The following is a 21,061-nucleotide window of genomic DNA, read 5'->3' on the forward strand; positions in this document are numbered from 1 at the left end:
GCGACTCGGTGCATAAGGAAATCACGATGTCACACTGGAATATTGCGGCGGCTCAATACCGCCCAAAGCATCATTGCGTAGACGCTCATGTTGCGCATCACCTGCGCTTTATCTACGCCGCTGCCCGCCATCACTGCAATCTGCTGCTATTCCCGGAACTGTCTTTAACCGGCCCTGCACAGCCTAATGCCGCGCTACCTGCCCCGCCCGACACCCGCCTGCTCACCCCTTTGCTTGAGGCCGCGCACAGCTGTAATCTGTCGGTTATTGCCGGGATCACCGTAGAAGATAAAGGGCTGCGCCGCCGTGGACTGGCGTACTTTACCCCTGACAACCCGCAGGTGATGATTTACCCGCACGGCACTGGGGCCTGCGTGGAGAGCGGCAAAAGCAGCCTGACCATTGTCGATTTACACGCTGACCAGCCCAACATTACGCCGGATGCTGCGCTGTTTACCCATAACATGGCGGTCAACGAATGCGACTGGTTCTGCTCGCTTGACCAGTTTCAGCAGTTTGCCCATCGTTACGCCATTCCGGTACTGGTCGCGAATGGCGATGGCGGCAGCGCTCTGTGGGACGCTGGCGGACAATTAATTGTGCGGGCTGATGGCGGTGAGCTACTGTTGACAGGACGCTTTGCCGACCAAGGTTGGCAAGGTGAGATCATTCCATTACGCTAGACGTTTTACGGCCAGGAGAGAGCCATGCTGCGCGTCATCGACACTGAAACCTGCGATCTGCAGGGAGGGATTGTGGAAGTGGCATCTGTTGACGTTGTGAACGGACAGATCGTCAATCCACTCAGCCATCTGGTGCGCCCGGATCGTCCGATCAGCCCTCAGGCAATGGAAATCCATCGGATCACCGAAGCCATGGTCGCCGATAAACCCTGGATCGACGAGGTCATCCCGCACTATCACGGGAGCGCCTGGTATGTGGCGCACAACGCCAGTTTCGATCGCCGCGTTCTGCCTGAGATGCCAGGGGAGTGGATCTGTACCATGAAGCTGGCACGTCGCTTATGGCCGGGGATTAAGTACAGCAATATGGCGCTGTATAAATCGCGTAAGCTCAGCGTCAGGACGCCGGAAGGATTACATCATCACCGCGCCCTGTACGATTGCTACATCACCGCCGCGCTACTGATCGATATTATGAATGCCACCGGATGGACCCCGGACGAAATGGCGACCATCACCGGTCGTCCGGCGCTGCTGACCACCTTTACCTTCGGTAAATATCGCGGCAAAGCAGTGTCGGAAGTGGCGGACAACGATCCGGGCTATCTGCGCTGGCTGTACAATAACCTCGACAGAATGAGCCCGGAACTGCGCCTGACCTTGAAGCACTATCTCGGTGAGGCTTAATCTGCCGCCTGGCCTGTGAGCGACTCCTGCGCCAGGCCAACGATAAACGCATACTCCAGCGCCACCCCTTCATACGACTTAAAACGCCCGGACTTACCCCCGTGTCCGGCGTCCATGTCGGTACAGAGCAGCAGCAGATTTTTATCGGTTTTCATTTCGCGTAGTTTCGCGACCCATTTTGCCGGTTCCCAGTACTGCACCTGAGAATCATGCAGCCCGGTGGTGACCAGCATATGCGGATAAGCCTTCGCTTCGATGTTGTCGTACGGACTATAGGCTTTCATATAGCGGTAGTAGGTTTCGTCCTGCGGGTTGCCCCACTCCTCATATTCTCCGACGGTCAGCGGGATGGTCTCATCCAGCATGGTGGTCAGCACGTCGACAAACGGTACCTGCGCCACCACGCCTTTAAACAATCCCGGACGCTGGTTGATCACGGTGCCCATCAGCATACCACCCGCGCTGCCGCCCATCGCGAAGCAGCGGGAGCGATCGCCATAGCCCTGACTGAGCAAGCCGTCGCAAACATCCAGATAGTCGTTGAAGGTGTTTTTTTTCTTCAGAAATTTACCGTTTTCATACCAGTGCTGGCCCAGTTCACCGCCGCCGCGAATGTGCGCGATGGCGTAGACGAACCCCCGGTCCAGCAGGCTTAACCGGCTGCTGCTAAAGTCTGCGTCAATGCTGGAACCATACGAACCGTAGCCGTAGATAAGGATCGGGTTTTTCCCTTTCTGGAAATGATTGATGTGATACACCAGCGAAACCGGTACTTCAGTACCGTCGCGGGCGACAATCCACAGGTGCTCACTGCGATACATCGCGGCATCAAATCCTTTCACCTCAGCCTGCTTCAACACCTTGCGCTGCCCGGTATCCATATCCAGCTCGAACAAAGTGTCCGGGGTGGTCATCGATGAATAGCCGTAACGCAGGCGCGATGATTCCGGTTCAGGGTTGTAGCCAATCCAGGTGACGTAAGCGGGATCGTCGAAGGCGATACCGATCACCTCCCGGGTCTTACGGTTGATCCGACGGATGCTGGTCAGCCCGCGCTGGCGCTCTTCCACCACCAGCCAGTCGGTAAACAGGGTAAAGCCCTCGAGCATCACCTGTTCGCGCGGCGGGATCAGCACTTCCCATTTACGTTCATCGCGCACTTTGGTTTTGTAGAGGCCAAAGTTTTTGCCCTCGCGGTTGGATCGCAAGTAAAAGCTGTGCTGAAAGTGATCGAGGCTGTACTCATGATCTTTGCGACGTGGCAGAAAGCACAGCGGCTGCGCGTCCGGTAGCTCAGCATCCAGCAGCAGCACTTCGCTGGTAGTGGCACTGGCGAGATGAATAATGACGTAGTGCTTCGAGGTGGTTTTATGCAGGCTCACGTAGAACGTTTCGTCTTTCTCTTCATACACCCGTTCATCGCTGGCCCCAGGCGTCCCTACCGTATGCCGCCACACCTGATAAGGGTGCAGCGTGGTGGGGTGTTTTTTGACGTAATAGACCGTTTCGGAATCATTGGCCCAGATAAAGCCGGGCGAGACGTTATCAAGCATTTCCGGATACCAGTTTCCGGTCTCCAGATTGCGAAAGCGTAAACCGTACTGGCGTCGGGAGAGGTAATCCTCAGCCAGCGCCATGACGGCGTTATCCGGTGATACTCCCATTCCCCCAAGGGTATAAAACTCGCTGTGCGCTGCCCGCTGGTTGGCATCCAGCAGGATCTCCCACTCTTCCCACTCGGCACAAAGCACTGACTGGCGCTGATAGATGGCATATTCGTTACCGGGTTCATAAATGTGTCGGTAGCGATAGCCGTTCCTGCTCCAGGGTGCCGAGACGTCGCGCTGCGGCACCCGCTCCACCATTTCGCTGAGCAGGCGATCCTGCAACGCCTGCTGGGTCGCCATGACCTTACGGCCGTAGTCGTTCTCTGCATGCAGATAATCCAGCACTTCTGGCTGCGAGCGGCTGTCGTCCCGCAACCAGTAATAGTTGTCGGTACGTGTATCACCGTGGACGGTGATGGCGTGCGGTATACGTCGGGCTTTAGGTGGCATGTCGGTATGATTCTTTTGCGTTTTACACCCTATAAGGTTGGCAAAACATACGCATGATGCAAGCGAAACGTGACAGCCGCAGGTAAAAACTAGCCTGACAGCGTCTGTTTTTGCTGCTGAATATCCTGCTCAATGCCGTCGCGAACATCCTGCGGAATGTTCAACGCATCGCCCAATGCACTGAGATAGCTGCGCTCCATAAAATGGTCGATATCGATCGCAGCACAGCTCAGAAAATAGAGTTCCAGCGCCTCTTCTTCATTCTGGATCCCCTGCGCCAGACGCGCAGGATCGAGCGGTTGTTCGATAGCCCGCGCGACCAGCGCCCGGCCCTGCTCTTCAATGCCGGCTTCGCGCAGCTGCTGTTCAATGGCGGCACGCTCCTGGTCATCAATGTGGCCATCACTTTTGGCAGCAAATACCAGCGCCAGGATCAGACGCTCGCTGCGCACATCCAGCGCCGAGGCCTGCTGGCCAAACTGCGGATCATCCTGATGGGCGTTGCGCACTTTTTCCTTGTACTTGTTCCACAGCACCGAGCCCGCAATCGCGCCGCCGCCTGCGAGTAACGCACCGGTGCCATATTTGCTCAACAGTTTACGCGATGATTTATTCGCGACCAGCAGTGCGGCGAGGCCGCCAAGTGCGCCCGGTGCCAGTAGCTTGCTCAGCCCTTCGCCGGACCCGGACGATGATTTCTGCCCCAGCAACGACTGCAATTGATTCAACCAGTTTGACATGATTCCCCTCACGTTTCGGTGCATGAATTTCTCAGCGTAGGCGAGGGGATGTCAGGAAATGTCTGCAGTTACAAAAGAAGCGAAAAATCACTTCCCGGGCGTCTGATACTCCGCACTGCCCGCTTTGCAGTCAATTTTCACCTGATAATGGATATCGCTGCTCTTTCCGCGCACCGTCAACGGCACCGTCCAGCGATCGTTCTCACCCTTTACCTGCTGAGGATTGATCCAGGCGACCGGATCGGCCTGTCCCAGCGTCTTTTGATCGTCGGCCCAGCGCACAATCCGGTTTTGCAGATAATCCCGCTTCACGCTGGCGGCGATCCCTTCGGCATTTTGCCCTTCGCAGGCGGGAAATTTAACCGTTTTGGTCTGCGCGGCCTGCGCCGTCAGGCTGCCAGCCAGCAGCACCATCGCTATCACGACCCCTGTTTTCTTCATCACGTGCTCCTTTGGTTTTGGTTCCCCAAAAGCATGGTAGAAAAATGCAGCTATGCAAATAACGACCTGTCTGGCGGGGATATTTTCGCGAGGCAAGACAGACGCAAACGTTTTCGTTTATACTGCGCACAACTTTTTCAGGGGGATTATTATGGCTCGTTTAGGAACTGCGCTGCGACCGGCAGCGACGCGCGTGATGCTGCTGGGATCAGGTGAGCTCGGTAAAGAGGTGGCCATCGAGTGCCAGCGGTTAGGCATTGAAGTCATCGCCGTCGATCGCTATGCAGACGCACCAGCGATGCACGTCGCGCATCGCGCGCACGTCATTAATATGCTGGACGGCGACGCCCTGCGCGCGCTAATCGCGTTGGAGAAACCGGACTTCGTCGTCCCGGAGATCGAAGCCATCGCCACCGACACCCTGCTGGCGCTGGAGGCCGAAGGCCAGCGCGTGGTGCCCTGCGCCCGTGCGGCAAAACTGACCATGAACCGGGAAGGTATTCGCCGGTTGGCCGCAGAAGAGCTGGCGCTGCCGACCTCCCGCTACCAGTTTGCCGACAGTCAGGCCGATTTTTTACAGGCCGTAGCGCAAATTGGCTACCCGTGCATCATTAAGCCGGTGATGAGCTCCTCCGGCAAGGGTCAGAGCTTTGTGCGCAGCGCCGACCAGCTGGATAAAGCGTGGGACTACGCCCAACAAGGCGGTCGTGCAGGTGCCGGACGGGTGATCGTAGAAGGCGTGGTGCAGTTTGATTTCGAAATCACCTTGCTGACCGTCAGCGCCGTTGATGGCGTGCATTTCTGCGATCCGATTGGCCATCGTCAGGAAGATGGCGACTACCGTGAATCCTGGCAGCCGCAGCAGATGAGCCCGCTGGCGCTGGAACGCGCCCAGGCGATTTCTCGCGAAGTGGTGCTGGCGCTGGGGGGTTACGGGCTGTTTGGCGTCGAGCTGTTCGTCTGTGGGGACGAGGTGATTTTCAGTGAGGTCTCCCCTCGCCCGCACGATACCGGCATGGTGACCTTAATTTCGCAGGATCTTTCTGAGTTCGCGCTGCACGTGCGCGCCTTCCTCGGCCTGCCGATTGGCGGCATTCGTCAGTATGGCCCGGCGGCGTCGGCGGTGATCCTGCCGCAGTTGAACAGCCAAAACGTCACCTTTGATAACATCGAGGCGGCGGTCGGCGCAGGACTGCAGCTGCGTCTGTTTGGTAAACCGGAGATTGAAGGATCGCGTCGTTTAGGCGTGGCGCTGGCAGTGGGCGGAACCCCCGACGAGGCGGTTGAGCGGGCCAAAAAGGCCGCCGCGAGCGTCCAGGTCGCAGGATAAAAAAAACGGGCCATTCGGCCCGTTTTTACTGAGTTCGATAACCTTACTGCTGCGCACCTTCAACGGCTTCGCGCGCCAGTTTGGTGATGCGATCCCAGTCGCCTGCTTCCAGCGCATCCGCTGGCACCAGCCAGGATCCGCCGATACACAGCACGCTTTTCAGCGCCAGGTAGTCACGGTAGTTAGCCGGAGTGATACCGCCAGTCGGGCAGAAACGGGCCTGCGCGAACGGACCTGCAATCGCCTGCAGCGCTTTGGTGCCGCCGTTGGCTTCAGCCGGGAAGAATTTGAACTCTTTCAGACCGTAGTCCAGACCCAGCATCAGTTCAGACACAGTGCTGATGCCCGGGATCAGCGGAATAGAGCCTTCGGTCGCGGCTTTCAACAGCGGCTCGGTCAGGCCTGGGCTAATCGCGAACTGCGCGCCAGCTTCAGTCACTTCAGCTAGCTGCTGCGGGTTCAGCACGGTGCCCGCGCCAATGATCGCTTCCGGTACTTCTTTAGCGATGGCGCGAATCGCATCCATTGCACAGGCGGTACGCAGGGTAACTTCCAGCACGCGGACGCCACCGGCAACCAGCGCTTTCGCCATTGGTACAGCATGTTCCAGCTTATTCACCACGATAACAGGCACTACCGGGCCAGTTTTCAGGATTGCTTCTGCACTTGTATTCCAGTTTTTCATCAGAGTTTTTCTCTCACCAGATCGATTATTCTTGTCGTCTTAAAACGTAATACAGGTCGCGCCCTGCTCTGCGCCCGAGAGTTTCTCGCGCAGCGCGCTGAACATTTCGCGCCCCGTCCCCACGCGCGATGCGCTCAGGTCAGGAATATGTGGCTTACGCGCGGCAAGTACCGCTTCGTCGACCAGTAAGGTTAACTCACCGGTCTGGCCGTTAACACGGATCATGTCACCGTCATACACTTTTGCCAGCAATCCCCCGTCGTAGGCTTCCGGGGTAACATGGATTGCCGAAGGCACTTTACCTGATGCGCCGGAGAGGCGTCCATCGGTAACTAACGCAATTTTGAAACGGCGGTCCAATAATACACCAAGCGGCGGCATTAGTTTATGTAATTCTGGCATCCCGTTCGCTTTTGGTCCCTGATGACGGACCACAACCACGCAATCTTTGTCCAGCAGACCCGCTTCAAACGCTGGCAGAACGTCATGCTGGCTTTCAAAAACAATCGCCGGCGCTTCGATGACCTGGTTTTCGACAGGCACTGCAGAGGTCTTCATGACTGCGCGACCCAGGTTGCCGTTCAGCACTTTAGTGCCGCCGTGGTGCGAGAATGGCTTATCGAAGGTGGCGATCACGGCGTCGTCCAGCGACACCGTGGCTCCTTCACGCCAGTCCAGTACACCGTCGTTCAGCCATGGCTCCTGGAGATAACGCGTCAGGCCGAACCCGGCCACGGTGTTGACGTCTTCATGCAGCAGACCCCCTTTCAGCAGCTCGCGCATCAGGACCGGTACGCCGCCCGCCGCCTGGAAGTGATTAATATCCGCCGGGCCGTTCGGGTACAGACGGGTCATTAACGGAACGATCTCCGAGAGATCGGAGAAATCATCCCAGTTAATCTGGATCCCTGCCGCCCGCGCCATCGCCACCATGTGCATGGTGTGGTTGGTAGAACCGCCGGTCGCCAACAGCGCCACGATACCGTTCACCACCACTTTTTCGTCAACCATTTTACCGATCGGCATCCATTCGTTGCCGTTCCCGGTCAGGCGCGTGACCTGCCGCGCGGCGGCTGCCGTCAGCGCTTCACGCAGCGGAGCGTCCGGATGAACAAACGATGACCCCGGCAGCTGCATTCCCATAAATTCCACCACCATCTGGTTGGTGTTGGCTGTGCCATAAAACGTACAAGTGCCTGGGGCGTGATAAGAGGCCGCTTCTGACTCCAGTAGCGCCATACGATCAACCTTGCCTTCAGCATACAGCTGACGAATGCGCACTTTCTCTTTGTTCGCCAGACCGCTGGCCATTGGTCCTGATGGCACGAACAGCGCAGGCAGATGACCAAACGACAGGGCTGCCATCGCCAGGCCCGGGACGATTTTGTCGCACACGCCGAGATACAGCGCGCCGTCAAACATGTTATGCGACAGGCCGACCGCCGCCGACATGGCGATCACTTCACGGCTCAGCAAAGAAAGCTCCATGCCGTCCTGACCCTGGGTGACGCCGTCGCACATCGCCGGCACGCCGCCTGCTACCTGCCCGACCGCATTGGCCTGGTGCAGCGCTTTACGAATGATATCCGGGTAGGTCTCGTACGGCTGATGCGCCGAGAGCATGTCGTTGTAGGAGGTAATGATCGCGATATTGTTACGCAGCATGCTTTTCAGCGAGGCTTTATCTTCAGGCTGGCAAGCGGCAAAGCCGTGCGCCAGATTACCGCAGGCCAGCTGCGAGCGATGTACCGTGTCTGACTTCGCTTGCTGGATGCGCGCGAGGTAGGCTGAACGGGTGTCTTTTGAGCGCTCAACAATGCGTTGTGTTACGCGTAACAATTTCGGATTCATAGAAGCTCCTGTAATTTATCTGTCCTCGCTCTGGAGTTAACAAGTCGTTTGGCGGGCTTTAACATCCCTGAAACGCTTGATGGCCGGAGCTCTGGGGCAAAATCGCTTCAGCCAGTGTAATAAAAAAAGCTCCGGGTGGAAATCCACTCGGAGCTTGAATGATTAATTATTGTGCGCCAGCCTGAGCCAGATCATGTTACCGGTAAAATACCCCGTAGGGATTAGCGATAAACTTTACTCAAACTCATTCCAGGAACGACCATCGCGGGTGATCATGGCCACTGAGGCAACCGGGCCCCAGGTGCCTGCCTGATACGGCTTCGGCGCATCCTGATCGGCCGCCCAGGCTTCGGTGATGGAGTCGACCCACTTCCAGGCTTCTTCCACTTCATCACGTCGCACGAACAGCGCCTGAATGCCGCGCATGGTTTCCAGCAGCAGACGTTCGTACGCATCGGCCAGATGAGTCTGGTTGAAGGTTTCGGAGTAGCTCAGATCCAGCTTGGTGGTCTGCAGGTTATGCTTATGGTCGAGGCCCGGCACTTTGTTCAGAACCTGAATATCCACGCCTTCGTCCGGCTGCAGACGGATAGTCAGTTTGTTCTGCGGTAACTCCTGCCAGGACTCTTTGAACAGATTCAGTTCCGGGTTTTTGAAGTAAACCACCACTTCAGAACACTTGGCCGGCAGACGTTTACCGGTGCGCAGGTAGAACGGCACACTCGCCCAGCGCCAGTTATCAATATCCACACGGATCGCCACGAAGGTTTCGGTGCTGCTGGATTTATTAGCACCTTCTTCTTCCAGATAGCCCGGCACTTTCTGGCCCTGAGCAAAACCGGCGGTGTACTGGCCGCGGACGGTTTTTTCACGCACGTTCGAGCGATCGATGCGGCGCAGGGACTTCAGTACTTTTACTTTCTCATCGCGAATACTGTCCGCAGAGAGATCGGACGGAGGCGCCATGGCGATCATGCACAGAATCTGCAGCAGGTGGTTCTGGATCATGTCACGCATCTGGCCGGCCTGGTCAAAGTAACCCCAGCGCCCTTCGATACCCACCTCTTCCGCCACGGTGATCTCAACGTGGTCGATGGTGCGGTTATCCCAGTTATTCACAAACAGGGAGTTGGCAAAGCGCAGCGCCAGCAGGTTCAGCACCGTCTCTTTACCGAGGTAATGGTCAATACGGTAAACCTGGCACTCTTCGAAATATTCGCCAACCTGGTCATTGATTTCGCGAGAGGTCGCCAGCGACGTTCCCAGCGGTTTCTCCATCACCACGCGAGCCGGCTTAGCGTTCAGTTTCGCTATGCCCAGCCCTTTGCAGATGGCGCCGAAGGTGCTTGGCGGCATGGCGAAATAGTTGATGGTGACGCGATTTTTCTGGTCAAGCATTTTACCCAGTTGGGTAAATGCCTTCGTATCGTTAACGTCCAGGTTACAGAAATCGAGACGTCCGCTAAGCGTATCCCACAAACTTTCATCGATTTTCTCTTTCATGAAAGTTTCCAGCGCTTCGCGCACGATTTTGGTATACGCGTCTTTATCCCAGTCCGCACGGCCCACGCCCAGAATGCGCGTATCCGGGTGGATTTGACCCGCTTTTTCCAGTTGATACAGGGAAGGCAGCAATTTACGGCGTGCAAGATCGCCTTTCGCGCCGAAAATGACCAGGTCACATGCCTGGGCTGTTTGCGTTACCGCCATGTCATTCTCCTCAGTTGGATATCCTGGTGCTTTTGCCAGATTACCGTTGTAATTTTATTACAATGCACTGTACTGCTTTTACGTCATTCCCGAAACCATTAGCACTTATCCTGTCGTGCGAAACGGCGATTTTTGCCCCGCGGATCGCTTCATGCCCGGTAATGACGAAAGAGCTGTTTAAATTCTGTGCTGTCCGAAGGTTGCTAAAATCCGACAGCGATCAAGTAATGAAAAAAAACAACAACATTTTTTTCAGGGCTTGCCCCTTTCGGGCGATCACAGGCGTATATTCTTGCTAATTCGAATCGCGATTTCACCCATTAATGAAATCGTTTCCACCGATGAGTGTCGTGTTAATAATGAACATGCTGGAAAAAATCCAGTTTCAACTGGAACACCTTAGCAAATCCGAACGGAAAGTGGCTGAAGTAATTCTCGCCACTCCCGCTCAGGCCATTCATTCCAGCATCGCCACCCTGGCTCAGGAGTCGGGGGTCAGTGAACCGACCGTCAACCGGTTCTGCCGCAGTATGGAGACGCGTGGCTTTCCTGATTTTAAACTGCATCTGGCGCAAAGTCTGGCTAACGGAACGCCTTACGTAAATCGCAACGTCGATGAAAACGACAGCGTGGAGGCTTACACCGGCAAGATCTTCGAATCGGCGATGGCGACGTTAGATCAGGTTCGCCAGTCGCTGGATATGGCGTCGGTGAATCGTGCCGTCGACCTGCTAACCCAGGCCAAGAAGATTGCTTTTTTTGGGCTGGGTTCATCGGCGGCGGTTGCCCACGATGCAATGAACAAATTTTTCCGCTTTAATGTGCCGGTTATCTATTCCGACGACATCGTCCTGCAACGCATGAGCTGTATGAATTGTAACGATGATGACGTGGTGGTGCTGATTTCGCATACCGGACGCACCAAAAGTCTGGTCGAGCTGGCTCAGCTGGCGCGTGAAAACGATGCCATTGTGATTGCCCTCACCACCACCGGTACGCCGCTGGCGCGTGAAGCGACGCTGGCGATCACCTTAGATGTGCCAGAAGACACCGACATGTACATGCCAATGGTGTCACGCCTGGCGCAGCTGACGGTGATTGACGTGCTGGCAACCGGTTTTACCCTGCGCCGTGGCGCTAAATTCAGAGATAACTTGAAGCGGGTCAAAGAAGCGCTCAAGGAATCGCGTTTTGATAAAGAATTGTTCATCAAGGGTGATGTTCCCTGAGAGTCCATTACACGCTTGTTACCTTTTTCAGGATTCGGTAAGTTTCTTGTTCGCATAGGGTGAACAGAGTGCCGAATTATCGTTCACGCAACACCAGGTTGTTTCAGTCAATGGAGTATTAAATGACCAGAAGGCTTCGCAGAACCAAGATCGTTACCACCTTAGGCCCGGCAACTGACCGCGATAATAACCTCGAGAAAATCATCGCCGCAGGTGCCAACGTGGTACGTATGAACTTCTCTCATGGTTCACCGGAAGATCATAAATTACGAGCGGATAAAGTCCGTGAGATCGCGGCAAAACTGGGACGCCACATCGCCATTCTTGGGGACCTTCAGGGGCCTAAGATCCGCGTCTCAACCTTCAAAGAAGGCAAAGTCTTCCTCAATATCGGGGATAAATTCCTGCTCGACGCCAACATGAGCAAAGGCGAAGGCGATAAAGAGAAAGTGGGGATCGACTACAAAGGCCTGCCGGCTGACGTGGTTCCGGGCGATATCCTGCTGCTCGACGACGGTCGCGTACAGCTTAAAGTGCTCAGCGTCCAGGGCATGAAAGTGTTTACCGAAGTGACCGTTGGCGGCCCGCTCTCCAACAACAAAGGCATTAACAAGCTGGGCGGCGGTCTCTCTGCTGAAGCCCTGACTGAGAAAGATAAAGCCGATATCCTCACTGCCGCCGAAATCGGCGTGGATTATCTGGCGGTTTCTTTCCCGCGCTGTGGCGAAGATCTGAACTACGCCCGCCGTCTGGCGCGTGACGCAGGTTGCGACGCTAAAATCGTGGCCAAAGTAGAACGTGCAGAAGCCGTCTGCAGCCAGGATGCCATGGATGACATCATCCTCGCCTCTGACGTGGTGATGGTTGCCCGTGGCGACCTCGGCGTTGAGATTGGCGACCCGGAACTGGTCGGGATCCAGAAAGCGCTGATCCGTCGCGCCCGTCAGCTGAACCGTTCGGTTATCACCGCCACCCAGATGATGGAGTCGATGATCACCAACCCGATGCCGACCCGTGCAGAAGTGATGGACGTGGCAAACGCCGTGCTCGATGGCACCGATGCCGTGATGCTGTCAGCCGAAACCGCGGCCGGTCAATACCCGGCAGAAACCGTGGCCGCAATGGCACGTGTTTGTCTGGGCGCAGAGAAAATCCCAAGCATTAACGTCTCCAAGCACCGTCTGGACATTCAGTTCGACAACGTGGAAGAAGCGATTGCGATGTCTGCGATGTATGCGGCTAACCACCTGAAAGGCGTCACCGCCATCATCACCATGACCGAATCGGGTCGTACCGCCCTGATGACCTCACGTATCAGCTCCGGTCTGCCGATTTTTGCCATGTCCCGTCATGAGCGCACCCTGAACCTGACCGCTCTGTACCGTGGCGTCACCCCGGTTTACTTCGACAGCACCAGCGACGGTGTTTCGGCGGCAAACGATGCGGTGAACCTGCTGCGCGACAAAGGCTACCTGGTCTCCGGCGATATCGTCATCGTGACTCAGGGTGATGTGATGAGCACCATCGGCTCAACCAACACCACCCGCGTAATGACCGTCGAATAACAGGTCTCTTCCCTCTCCCGTTCGGGAGAGGGTTATTTTACTTCCTCGGATATAACTCTTTGCGCTGATACGGCTCAGTTTCGCCGGGCTTGCGCGTCTTCAGCAGTTTCAGGATCCAGGTGTACTGCTCCAGATGCGGTCCCACCAGATTCTCGACCTCTTCGTTCATCCGGCGCGCGATAGTCACATCGTCAGCAGTCAGCAGATCGTCCATTGGCGGGCGCACTTCAATCGTCAGGCGGTGGGTTTTACCGTCATAAACCGGGAACAGCGGGACCACGCGCGCCCGGCACAGTTTCATCAGGCGGCCAATCGCAGGCAGTGTTGCCTTATAAGTGGAGAAGAAATCGACGAATTCGCTATGCTCTGCGCCGTGATCCTGATCGGGCAGATAATAGCCCCAGTAGCCCTGACGCACCGAATGGATAAACGGCTTAATGCCGTCGTTACGGGCATGCAGACGCCCGCCAAAGCGACGACGTACGGTATTCCACATGTAATCGAAAACTTTATTGCCCTGGTTGTGGAACATCGCTGCCATTTTCTGGCCCTGCGACGCCATCAACATGGCAGGAATATCCACGCCCCAGCCGTGTGGCACGAGGAAAATCACCTTTTCGTCGTTGCGGCGCATCTCCTCGATGATCTCCAGCCCTTTCCAGTCGACGCGGCGGGCAATTTTGTCCGGGCCGCGTAACGCCAGCTCGCCCATCATCGCCATCGCCTGCGGCGCGGTGGTGAACATCTCGTCGATGATCGCTTCACGTTCCGCCTCGCTCTTTTCCGGGAAGCAGTAGAGAAGATTTATCTGTGCGCGACGACGGGCGCTTTTGCCGAATTTACCCGCGAGACGTCCGACCTTTCCCAGTACCGGATCGCGCACGGCGGCAGGCAGCAGAGCAATACCGGCAAAGGCAAAGACCCCGAGCCAGGCACCCCAGAAGCGCGGATGGCGAAACGATTTTTCAAATTCAGGAATGTATTCAATGTTATTTTTTTTAGTTTCCATGCTTTTTCCAGGGCGGGTGATGCGAAAAGAGTCAGGCATTAGTTTAGCGAGGCCATGCGCCAGGCACAAAAGAAAAAGCCGGCGCATTGTCTGCACCGGCTTTGATTGCCCGGAGATTAATCCAGGCCGAGTTGCGGAATGACTTCTTTGACCTGCGCCAGATAATCGCTGCGGTCTTTGCCAGTCAGCCCTTCGGTACGCGGCAGCTTCGCCGTGAGCGGGTTGACGGCCTGCTGGTTAATCCACACTTCATAGTGCAGATGCGGACCGGTAGAGCGTCCGGTATTGCCCGACAGCGCAACGCGATCGCCACGTTTCACCTTCTGCCCAGGCTTCACCAGCAGCTTACGCAGGTGCATATAGCGGGTGGTGTAGGTCCGCCCGTGACGCACGGCAACGTAATAGCCTGCGGCACCGCTGCGTTTCGCCATCACCACCTCGCCATCACCAACGGCCAGCACAGGCGTACCCTGAGGCATCGCAAAATCGACGCCACGGTGTGGCGCAATGCGACCGGTCACCGGGTTCAGACGACGCGGGTTAAAGTTAGAGGAGACGCGGAACTGTTTCGCCGTCGGGAAGCGCAGGAAACCTTTCGCCAGCCCGGTACCGTTACGGTCATAGAACTTACCGTCTTCGGCGCGGATCGCGTAATAGTCTTTGCCGTCCGAGCGCAAACGCACCCCGACCAGCTGACTCTGCTCGCGCTTGCCGTCAAGCATTTCACGGGACATCAGTACCGACCAGGCATCGCCTTTTTTCAGCTTCCGGAAATCCATCTGCCACTGCATAGCTTTGATCACCGAACTGATCTCGCCGCTGGTCAAGCCTGCGTCACGCGCGCTGGCAACAAAGCTGCCGCCGCCAAGCGTGCCTTTCATCGCACTGTTGACCCAATCGCCCTGCTGCAGTTCGCTGGTCATCTTGAAACCGTTTTCAGCACGATCGTAAGTACGGGTTTCACGACGCGACATTTCCCAGGTCAGGCGCTGTAAATCACCGCCATCGGTCAGCGTCCAGGAGAGCTGTTGGCCGATTTTCAGGTTACGCAGCTCTTTATCCGAGGCGGCAAGCTGGCTGATTTCGCCCATTTCAATGCCGTACTGGTTCAGGACGCTGCTGAGCGTATCGCCGGTTGAAACCACATATTCATGGACGCCGACTTCCGCTTCGGTCTTGTCATCAAGCTCATCCTGCGGGATCGCTTCCTCTTCCTGAGGGGCCTGATCGATAGGCTCACTGGCTTCTGGCAATAACGAGCGAACGTCACTTTTCTCAAGCTCTATAGTCTTGACGATAGGCGTGGATATTGGATGGTAAACAAAGGGCCGCCAGACAGCGACCGCTAAGGTAAGGACTGTAAGCGACCCCAGCATGACGCGGTGGGGCCTGGGCAGATTATTAAATGCCAGAGCGACAGAGCGGGCTATCTGTTGCACGTATTCACTTCCTCGTTAATCTCCTTTCAGGCAGCTCGCATACTGGTTCGCCAGTTGGCTGAGAAACTGCGAATAACTCGCTTTGCTCAACTGGATAGAGGTTCCAAGCGGGTCAAGGGTGCCCATACGCACGGACGTTCCCCTTGCCACGGCTTCAACGACGGCTGGCCTGAACTGTGGCTCAGCAAAAACGCAGGTCGCTTTTTGCTCAACCAACTGTGTTCTGATTTCATGTAAACGCTGCGCACCAGGTTGAAGTTCGGGGTTTACGGTGAAGTGGCCAAGCGGCGTCAGACCGTAGTGTCTTTCGTAGTAGCCATAGGCATCATGAAAAACGAAATATCCTTTACCTTTCAATGGTGCGAGCTCGGTACCTACCTGCTTGTCGGTTGCGGCAAGTTGTGCCTCAAAATCCTTCAGGTTGGCGTCTAATTTGGCTCGACTTTGCGGCATAAGTTCCACTAATTTTTGGTGGATTGCAATCGCTGACAGCCGGGCGATCTCTGGCGAAAGCCAAAGATGCATATTGTACTCGCCATGATGGTGATGCTCGTCACCTTTTGCCTCAGCGCCGTGATCGTGGTCGTGCTCATCCCCGTCATCATCGTCGCCTTTCATCAGCAACGGTTTAACACCCGAAAGATTAGCTATGGTAACCTGTTTGGCCTCTGGTAGCTGACCCGCTGACTTTTGCATGAAGGCTTCCATGTCCGGGCCAATCCACACAACTAAGTCCGCGTTTTTTAAACGTTTTACATCTGAAGGGCGCAGCGAATAATCATGTTCTGAAGCCCCGTCCGGCAGCAAAACTTCGGTTTCTGTGACGCCATCAGCAATGGCTGAAGCGATAAACCCGAGCGGCTTAAGCGAAGCGACAACGGCGGCGTTAACATCTTGTGCTGCTGAACCCCAAAGGGCAGCGGATAATGCTGCGAAAAGAAGCGTATTTTTCTGTAACATAATGCGACTATTCATCGTAATGAGTGTGTGGAATGTGATATTATAACATTCGATAACTTCTGCAAGCATAAATTGACATGACGACTTTAGTATCTCTCGAAAACATTTCGGTTTCATATGGTCAGCGCCGCGTCCTCTCTGACGTGTCGCTGGATTTGAAAGCCGGTAGAATTCTGACCCTGCTCGGCCCGAACGGTGCGGGCAAATCAACGCTGGTGCGCGTGGTGCTGGGTCTGGTAGCGCCGGACACCGGTATTATCAAGCGTGACGGTAAGTTACGGATTGGCTATGTCCCGCAGAAGCTGCATTTGGACGCCACGCTGCCGCTGACCGTGAGCCGCTTTCTGCGCCTGCGCCCCGATACCCGTAAGGACGATATCCTCCCTGCCCTCAAGCGGGTTCAGGCCGGGCATTTGATCGACGCGCCGCTGCAAAAGCTCTCCGGCGGTGAAACCCAGCGCGTGTTGCTGGCCCGGGCGCTGCTCAATAAACCGCAGCTGCTGGTACTCGACGAACCGACTCAGGGCGTGGATGTCAATGGCCAGGTCGCACTGTACGACCTGATCGATCAGCTGCGCAAAGAGCTGAATTGCGCCGTACTGATGGTATCGCACGACCTGCATCTGGTGATGGCGAAGACCGACGACGTGCTGTGTCTCAACCAACACATTTGCTGCTCCGGCACGCCGGAAGTGGTCTCCATGCATCCGGAATTTATCTCGATGTTTGGCCCACGCGGTGCGGAACAGCTGGGCATTTATCGCCACCATCACAACCACCGCCATGATTTGCAGGGCCGCATTGTCCTGCGCCGGGGAAACGGTAACTCATGATTGAATTATTACTGCCCGGCTGGCTGGCCGGGATGATGCTCGCCTGTGCGGCGGGTCCGCTGGGCTCGTTCGTCGTCTGGCGCAGAATGTCTTACTTTGGCGATACACTGGCACATGCTTCACTGCTGGGCGTGGCCTTTGGTTTACTGCTGGATGTAAATCCGTTTTACGCGGTGATTGCGGTCACGCTGATGCTGGCGGCAGGTCTGGTCTGGCTGGAAAAGCGCCCGCACCTGGCGGTGGATACGCTGCTCGGGATCATGGCCCATAGCGCCCTGTCGCTGGGGCTGGTCGTGGTCAGCCTGATGCACAATATCCGTGTGGATCTGATGGCCTATCTGTTTGGCGACCTGCTGGCAGTGACGCCGGACGATTTGATTGCTATTGCCATTGGCGTGGTGGTGGTGCTGGCTATCCTGCTGTGGCAGTGGAACAACCTGCTGGCGATGACCATCAGCCCGGATCTGGCCTTTGTTGACGGCGTAAAGCTGCAGCGGGTTAAGCTGCTGCTGATGCTGGTGACTGCGCTGACGATTGGTGTGGCGATGAAGTTTGTCGGGGCGTTAATTATTACCTCACTGCTGATTATCCCCGCTGCCACCGCGCGACGTTTTGCCCGTACGCCGGAGCAAATGGCCAGTGTGGCCGTCGGCGTGGGAATGCTGGCGGTGACCGGTGGATTAACGTTCTCAGCGTTTTACGACACCCCTGCCGGGCCGTCCGTCGTTCTGTGCGCCGCGCTGATGTTTATCTTCAGCATGATGAAAAAGCCTGCCAGCTGAGGTATTGCCCGGTGGCGTTTCGCTGACCGGGCTTACAGTGGCTAAGGCATTGCGGGTGGGGTAATACCGAAATGGTTCCACGCCCGCACGGTTGCCATACGGCCGCGCGGAGTGCGCTGGAGAAAGCCTTGTTGGATCAGATAAGGCTCCAGCACGTCTTCAATGGTGTCACGCTCTTCGCCAATCGCGGCGGCCAGGTTATCCAGCCCCACCGGTCCGCCAAAGAATTTGTCCAGCACCGCCAGCAGCAGCTTGCGGTCCATATAGTCAAAGCCTTCAGCATCAACGTTCAGCATATCCAGCGCCTGAGAAGCAATATCCAGCGAAATGGTGCCATCGTGCTTCACTTCCGCAAAGTCACGAACCCGGCGCAGCAGACGGTTGGCGATACGCGGTGTGCCGCGGGATCGCTTCGCCACCTCAAAGGCCCCCTCGTCGCTCAGCTCCAGTCCCATATAACGCGCGCTGCGACTGACAATGTGCTGCAGATCGGCCACCTGATAAAACTCCAGACGTTGCACAATGCCAAAACGATCGCGCAGCGGCGAGGTTAGCGAGCCCGCACGGGTCGTGGCACCAATCAGGGTAAACGGCGGCAGATCGATTTTAATCGAACGCGCCGCCGGACCTTCGCCAATCATGATATCCAGCTGGTAGTCTTCCATCGCCGGATAGAGCACCTCTTCCACTACCGGTGAAAGACGGTGGATCTCATCGATGAACAGCACGTCATGGGGTTCAAGGTTGGTCAGCATCGCCGCCAGATCGCCGGCTTTTTCCAGCACCGGGCCGGAAGTGGTGCGTAAATTCACCCCCATCTCATTGGCGACAATATTGGCGAGAGTGGTTTTGCCAAGCCCTGGCGGGCCGAAGATCAACAGGTGGTCGAGCGCATCGCCGCGCAGTTTCGCCGCCTGGATAAAGATCTCCATCTGCGAACGCACCTGCGGCTGGCCGATATACTCATCCAGCAGCTTTGGGCGGATCGCCCTGTCGACCAGATCTTCTGTCTGAACACTGCCTGCCGACACCAGACGGTCTGCTTCAATCATCCTTTACCTCACAATGCGGCGCGCAGCGCTTCACGAATCAGGGTTTCACTGGAGGCGTCCGGTTTGGCAATCTTACTGACCATACGGCTCGCTTCCTGTGGTTTATAGCCCAGCGCCACCAGCGCAGCAACCGCTTCCTGTTCCGCATCATCGTCCACCGGACCGGCAGGCGATGTCAGCACCAGATCCGCGGCCGGGGTAAACAGATCGCCATGCAGGCCTTTGAAGCGATCTTTCATTTCGACAATCAGGCGTTCTGCGGTTTTCTTGCCGATACCCGGCAGTTTGATCAGTAGCGCCAGCTCTTCACGCTCGACGGCGTTAACGAACTGCTGGGCTGACATACCGGACAGGATCGCCAGCGCCAGCTTCGGGCCGACGCCGTTGGTTTTAATAAGCTCTTTAAACAGCGTCCGCTCTTGCTTATTGTTGAAGCCAAACAGCAGCTGAGCATCTTCACGCACGATAAAATGGGTAAAGACAATCGCTTCCTTGCCCGCATCCGGGAGTTCATAAAAACAGGTCATCGGCATATGCACTTCATAGCCCACGCCTCCCGCCTCAAGCAGCACTATCGGGGGTTGTTTTTCAAGGATGATGCCTCTGAGTCTGCCTATCACGTGACGCTCCTGCGTTAAGGGCTAAAAGTTACCGCTGCCATCATAAAAAAAGGCTGGATAAACATCCAGCCTGATTTTGATATTTAGCGCAATCGACCTCGCGCCAGATTGAGCCGCGTGTCGCTTATTTGCATCGCGTTCTGGCTGATGTGGCAGTGGGTTATCGCAATGGCCAGCGCATCGGCGGCATCCGCCTGGGGATTGGCTGGCAGCTTTAACAAAGTGCGCACCATGTGCTGCACCTGGCTTTTGTCTGCACCGCCATTTCCCACCACGGTCTGCTTCACCTGTCGCGCGGCGTATTCGAACACCGGCAAATCCTGGTTCGTCGCCGCAACAATCGCCACACCACGCGCCTGACCGAGCTTCAGCGCCGAGTCGGCATTCTTCGCCATGAACACCTGTTCGATAGCGAAATAGTCCGGCTGGAACTGAGTGATGATCTCCGTCACGCCTGCATAGATGAGCTTCAGACGTGACGGCAGATCCTCAACCTTGGTGCGGATACAACCGCTACCAAGGTAGGTCAACTGACGCCCGACCTGGCGGATAACGCCATAACCGGTGATGCGTGAACCCGGGTCAATGCCGAGAATAATGGCCATCACGCCTCTCCGGCTGTCGGTTTACGATGGGCCATTACAGCGTAGCCGCAACCTCGTCGGAGATTTCGCCGTTGTGATAGACTTCCTGCACGTCGTCGCAATCTTCAAGCATGTCGATCAGACGCAGCAGTTTTGGTGCAGTTTCTGCATCCATATCCGCTTTGGTGGACGGGATCATCGACACTTCGGCCGCGTCGGCTTTAAAGCCAGCCGCTTCCAGCGCATCGCGCACTGCGCCCATCTCTTCCCATGCGGTATAGACATCAACTGCGCCGTCGTCATAGGCCACTACGTCTTCAGCACCGGCTTCCAGCGCGGCATCCATGATGGCATCTTCATCGCCCGCTTCGAAAGAGATCACCCCTTTCTTGCTGAACAGATACGCCACAGAGCCGTCGGTACCGAGGTTGCCGCCGGTTTTGGTGAACGCATGACGCACTTCCGCCACCGTACGGTTGCGGTTGTCGGACAGGCACTCAATCATCACCGCCGTGCCGCCAGGACCGTAACCTTCATAGATGATGGTTTCCATGTTCGCGTCGTCATCGCCGCCAACGCCACGGGCGATGGCACGGTTCAGGGTGTCACGCGTCATGTTGTTAGACAGTGCTTTATCGATCGCCGCACGCAGTCGCGGGTTGGACGCAGCATCGCCGCCGCCCAGACGCGCTGCGGTCACCAGCTCACGAATGATTTTGGTAAAGATCTTACCGCGTTTGGCATCCTGTGCCGCTTTGCGGTGTTTGGTGTTGGCCCACTTACTATGACCTGCCATATAAATTT

At 56.3% G+C, this 21,061-nt stretch carries 20 protein-coding genes; 7 read left to right on the forward strand and 13 right to left on the reverse strand.

Annotated features, from left to right (window positions below; translation table 11 throughout):
• The first annotated feature begins 26 nt into the window (after positions 1-26).
• Positions 27-683, forward strand: a complete 657-nt coding sequence (locus tag M8013_RS14565) for a nitrilase-related carbon-nitrogen hydrolase (protein ID WP_271268519.1) — start codon at positions 27-29, stop codon at positions 681-683.
• A 24-nt stretch (positions 684-707) separates the two neighbouring features.
• Positions 708-1,370, forward strand: coding sequence for an exodeoxyribonuclease X (gene exoX, locus M8013_RS14570; RefSeq protein WP_271268520.1), 663 nt, complete (start codon positions 708-710; stop codon positions 1,368-1,370).
• Here exoX and ptrB read toward each other — a convergent pair.
• The 3 genes from ptrB to yebF all read right to left on the reverse strand — a co-directional run bounded on the left by ptrB (position 1,367) and on the right by yebF (position 4,608).
• Complete coding sequence (gene ptrB / locus M8013_RS14575) at positions 1,367-3,427, reverse strand: oligopeptidase B (RefSeq protein WP_271268521.1); 2,061 nt, start codon at positions 3,425-3,427, stop codon at positions 1,367-1,369. The genes exoX and ptrB overlap by 4 nt on opposite strands.
• 89 nt (positions 3,428-3,516) lie before the next feature.
• A complete protein-coding gene (locus tag M8013_RS14580) occupies positions 3,517-4,167 on the reverse strand; it encodes a tellurite resistance TerB family protein (RefSeq protein ID WP_271268522.1) in 651 nt (216 codons plus the stop codon).
• 87 nt (positions 4,168-4,254) lie between these two features.
• Positions 4,255-4,608 (reverse strand): protein YebF, encoded by a 354-nt coding sequence (gene yebF, locus M8013_RS14585; protein ID WP_271268523.1) that lies wholly within the window; start codon positions 4,606-4,608, stop codon positions 4,255-4,257.
• Between the two features lie 151 nt (positions 4,609-4,759).
• On the opposite strand from yebF, the gene purT reads away from it, so the two are divergent.
• Complete coding sequence (gene purT / locus M8013_RS14590) at positions 4,760-5,938, forward strand: formate-dependent phosphoribosylglycinamide formyltransferase (protein ID WP_271268524.1); 1,179 nt, start codon at positions 4,760-4,762, stop codon at positions 5,936-5,938.
• A 43-nt stretch (positions 5,939-5,981) separates the two neighbouring features.
• On the opposite strand, the gene M8013_RS14595 is transcribed toward purT, so the two are convergent.
• The 3 genes from M8013_RS14595 to zwf form a co-directional block, all read right to left on the reverse strand.
• Entirely contained in the window at positions 5,982-6,623 is a 642-nt protein-coding gene (locus M8013_RS14595) for a bifunctional 4-hydroxy-2-oxoglutarate aldolase/2-dehydro-3-deoxy-phosphogluconate aldolase (RefSeq protein ID WP_271268525.1), read from the reverse strand.
• 39 nt (positions 6,624-6,662) lie between these two features.
• The gene (gene edd, locus M8013_RS14600) at positions 6,663-8,474 is read right to left on the reverse strand and encodes a phosphogluconate dehydratase (protein WP_271268526.1); all 1,812 of its coding nucleotides are present in this window, start codon (positions 8,472-8,474) and stop codon (positions 6,663-6,665) included.
• Between the two features lie 234 nt (positions 8,475-8,708).
• Entirely contained in the window at positions 8,709-10,184 is a 1,476-nt protein-coding gene (gene zwf, locus M8013_RS14605; RefSeq protein ID WP_271268527.1) for a glucose-6-phosphate dehydrogenase, read from the reverse strand.
• Positions 10,185-10,507: 323 nt separating this feature from the next.
• Here zwf and M8013_RS14610 point away from each other — a divergent pair, with 323 nt between their 5' ends.
• Together M8013_RS14610 and pyk are read left to right on the forward strand one after the other, a co-directional pair.
• A complete protein-coding gene (locus M8013_RS14610) occupies positions 10,508-11,413 on the forward strand; it encodes a MurR/RpiR family transcriptional regulator (RefSeq protein WP_271268528.1) in 906 nt (301 codons plus the stop codon).
• A 122-nt stretch (positions 11,414-11,535) separates the two neighbouring features.
• Positions 11,536-12,978: a pyruvate kinase gene (pyk, locus tag M8013_RS14615; RefSeq protein ID WP_271268529.1), complete on the forward strand. Its 1,443-nt coding sequence runs from the start codon at positions 11,536-11,538 to the stop codon at positions 12,976-12,978.
• Between the two features lie 37 nt (positions 12,979-13,015).
• Here pyk and lpxM read toward each other — a convergent pair whose 3' ends face one another.
• The 3 genes from lpxM to znuA form a co-directional block, all read right to left on the reverse strand.
• A complete protein-coding gene (gene lpxM / locus M8013_RS14620; RefSeq protein WP_271268530.1) occupies positions 13,016-13,987 on the reverse strand; it encodes a lauroyl-Kdo(2)-lipid IV(A) myristoyltransferase in 972 nt (323 codons plus the stop codon).
• Between the two features lie 116 nt (positions 13,988-14,103).
• Positions 14,104-15,426, reverse strand: coding sequence for a murein DD-endopeptidase MepM (gene mepM / locus M8013_RS14625; RefSeq protein WP_271268531.1), 1,323 nt, complete (start codon positions 15,424-15,426; stop codon positions 14,104-14,106).
• Between the two features lie 15 nt (positions 15,427-15,441).
• Positions 15,442-16,386, reverse strand: a complete 945-nt coding sequence (znuA, locus tag M8013_RS14630) for a zinc ABC transporter substrate-binding protein ZnuA (RefSeq protein WP_271269091.1) — start codon at positions 16,384-16,386, stop codon at positions 15,442-15,444.
• 77 nt (positions 16,387-16,463) lie between these two features.
• On the opposite strand from znuA, the gene znuC reads away from it, so the two are divergent.
• Together znuC and znuB are read left to right on the forward strand one after the other, a co-directional pair.
• The gene (znuC, locus tag M8013_RS14635) at positions 16,464-17,219 is read left to right on the forward strand and encodes a zinc ABC transporter ATP-binding protein ZnuC (RefSeq protein WP_271268532.1); all 756 of its coding nucleotides are present in this window, start codon (positions 16,464-16,466) and stop codon (positions 17,217-17,219) included.
• Entirely contained in the window at positions 17,216-18,001 is a 786-nt protein-coding gene (znuB, locus tag M8013_RS14640) for a zinc ABC transporter permease subunit ZnuB (RefSeq protein WP_271268533.1), read from the forward strand. The genes znuC and znuB overlap by 4 nt, the downstream gene beginning before the upstream one ends.
• 41 nt (positions 18,002-18,042) lie before the next feature.
• On the opposite strand, the gene ruvB is transcribed toward znuB, so the two are convergent.
• From ruvB to M8013_RS14660, 4 genes are all read right to left on the reverse strand, one after another.
• The gene (ruvB, locus tag M8013_RS14645) at positions 18,043-19,053 is read right to left on the reverse strand and encodes a Holliday junction branch migration DNA helicase RuvB (RefSeq protein WP_271268534.1); all 1,011 of its coding nucleotides are present in this window, start codon (positions 19,051-19,053) and stop codon (positions 18,043-18,045) included.
• An 8-nt stretch (positions 19,054-19,061) separates the two neighbouring features.
• The gene (gene ruvA, locus M8013_RS14650; protein WP_271268535.1) at positions 19,062-19,673 is read right to left on the reverse strand and encodes a Holliday junction branch migration protein RuvA; all 612 of its coding nucleotides are present in this window, start codon (positions 19,671-19,673) and stop codon (positions 19,062-19,064) included.
• 83 nt (positions 19,674-19,756) lie between these two features.
• A complete protein-coding gene (gene ruvC, locus M8013_RS14655) occupies positions 19,757-20,278 on the reverse strand; it encodes a crossover junction endodeoxyribonuclease RuvC (protein ID WP_271268536.1) in 522 nt (173 codons plus the stop codon).
• A gap of 34 nt (positions 20,279-20,312) precedes the next feature.
• Positions 20,313-21,053 (reverse strand): YebC/PmpR family DNA-binding transcriptional regulator, encoded by a 741-nt coding sequence (locus M8013_RS14660; RefSeq protein ID WP_271268537.1) that lies wholly within the window; start codon positions 21,051-21,053, stop codon positions 20,313-20,315.
• Positions 21,054-21,061 lie beyond the last annotated feature (8 nt).

Source organism: Silvania confinis, assembly GCF_025564085.1.
Taxonomy (GTDB): Bacteria; Pseudomonadota; Gammaproteobacteria; order Enterobacterales; family Enterobacteriaceae; genus Enterobacter; species Enterobacter confinis.

Bases quoted from the DNA above. Each gene is read 5' to 3' on its own strand.
- ruvC (WP_271268536.1), bottom strand. From the start codon at position 20,278: ATGGCCATTATTCTCGGCATTGACCCGGGTTCACGCATCACCGGTTAT.
- znuA (WP_271269091.1), bottom strand. From the start codon at position 16,386: ATGTTACAGAAAAATACGCTTCTTTTCGCAGCATTATCCGCTGCCCTT.
- exoX (WP_271268520.1), top strand. From the start codon at position 708: ATGCTGCGCGTCATCGACACTGAAACCTGCGATCTGCAGGGAGGGATT.
- M8013_RS14660 (WP_271268537.1), bottom strand. From the start codon at position 21,053: ATGGCAGGTCATAGTAAGTGGGCCAACACCAAACACCGCAAAGCGGCA.
- pyk (WP_271268529.1), top strand. From the start codon at position 11,536: ATGACCAGAAGGCTTCGCAGAACCAAGATCGTTACCACCTTAGGCCCG.
- M8013_RS14565 (WP_271268519.1), top strand. From the start codon at position 27: ATGTCACACTGGAATATTGCGGCGGCTCAATACCGCCCAAAGCATCAT.
- M8013_RS14580 (WP_271268522.1), bottom strand. From the start codon at position 4,167: ATGTCAAACTGGTTGAATCAATTGCAGTCGTTGCTGGGGCAGAAATCA.
- ptrB (WP_271268521.1), bottom strand. From the start codon at position 3,427: ATGCCACCTAAAGCCCGACGTATACCGCACGCCATCACCGTCCACGGT.
- znuB (WP_271268533.1), top strand. From the start codon at position 17,216: ATGATTGAATTATTACTGCCCGGCTGGCTGGCCGGGATGATGCTCGCC.
- znuC (WP_271268532.1), top strand. From the start codon at position 16,464: ATGACGACTTTAGTATCTCTCGAAAACATTTCGGTTTCATATGGTCAG.
- zwf (WP_271268527.1), bottom strand. From the start codon at position 10,184: ATGGCGGTAACGCAAACAGCCCAGGCATGTGACCTGGTCATTTTCGGC.
- ruvB (WP_271268534.1), bottom strand. From the start codon at position 19,053: ATGATTGAAGCAGACCGTCTGGTGTCGGCAGGCAGTGTTCAGACAGAA.
- yebF (WP_271268523.1), bottom strand. From the start codon at position 4,608: ATGAAGAAAACAGGGGTCGTGATAGCGATGGTGCTGCTGGCTGGCAGC.
- lpxM (WP_271268530.1), bottom strand. From the start codon at position 13,987: ATGGAAACTAAAAAAAATAACATTGAATACATTCCTGAATTTGAAAAA.
- M8013_RS14610 (WP_271268528.1), top strand. From the start codon at position 10,508: ATGAAATCGTTTCCACCGATGAGTGTCGTGTTAATAATGAACATGCTG.
- purT (WP_271268524.1), top strand. From the start codon at position 4,760: ATGGCTCGTTTAGGAACTGCGCTGCGACCGGCAGCGACGCGCGTGATG.
- M8013_RS14595 (WP_271268525.1), bottom strand. From the start codon at position 6,623: ATGAAAAACTGGAATACAAGTGCAGAAGCAATCCTGAAAACTGGCCCG.
- edd (WP_271268526.1), bottom strand. From the start codon at position 8,474: ATGAATCCGAAATTGTTACGCGTAACACAACGCATTGTTGAGCGCTCA.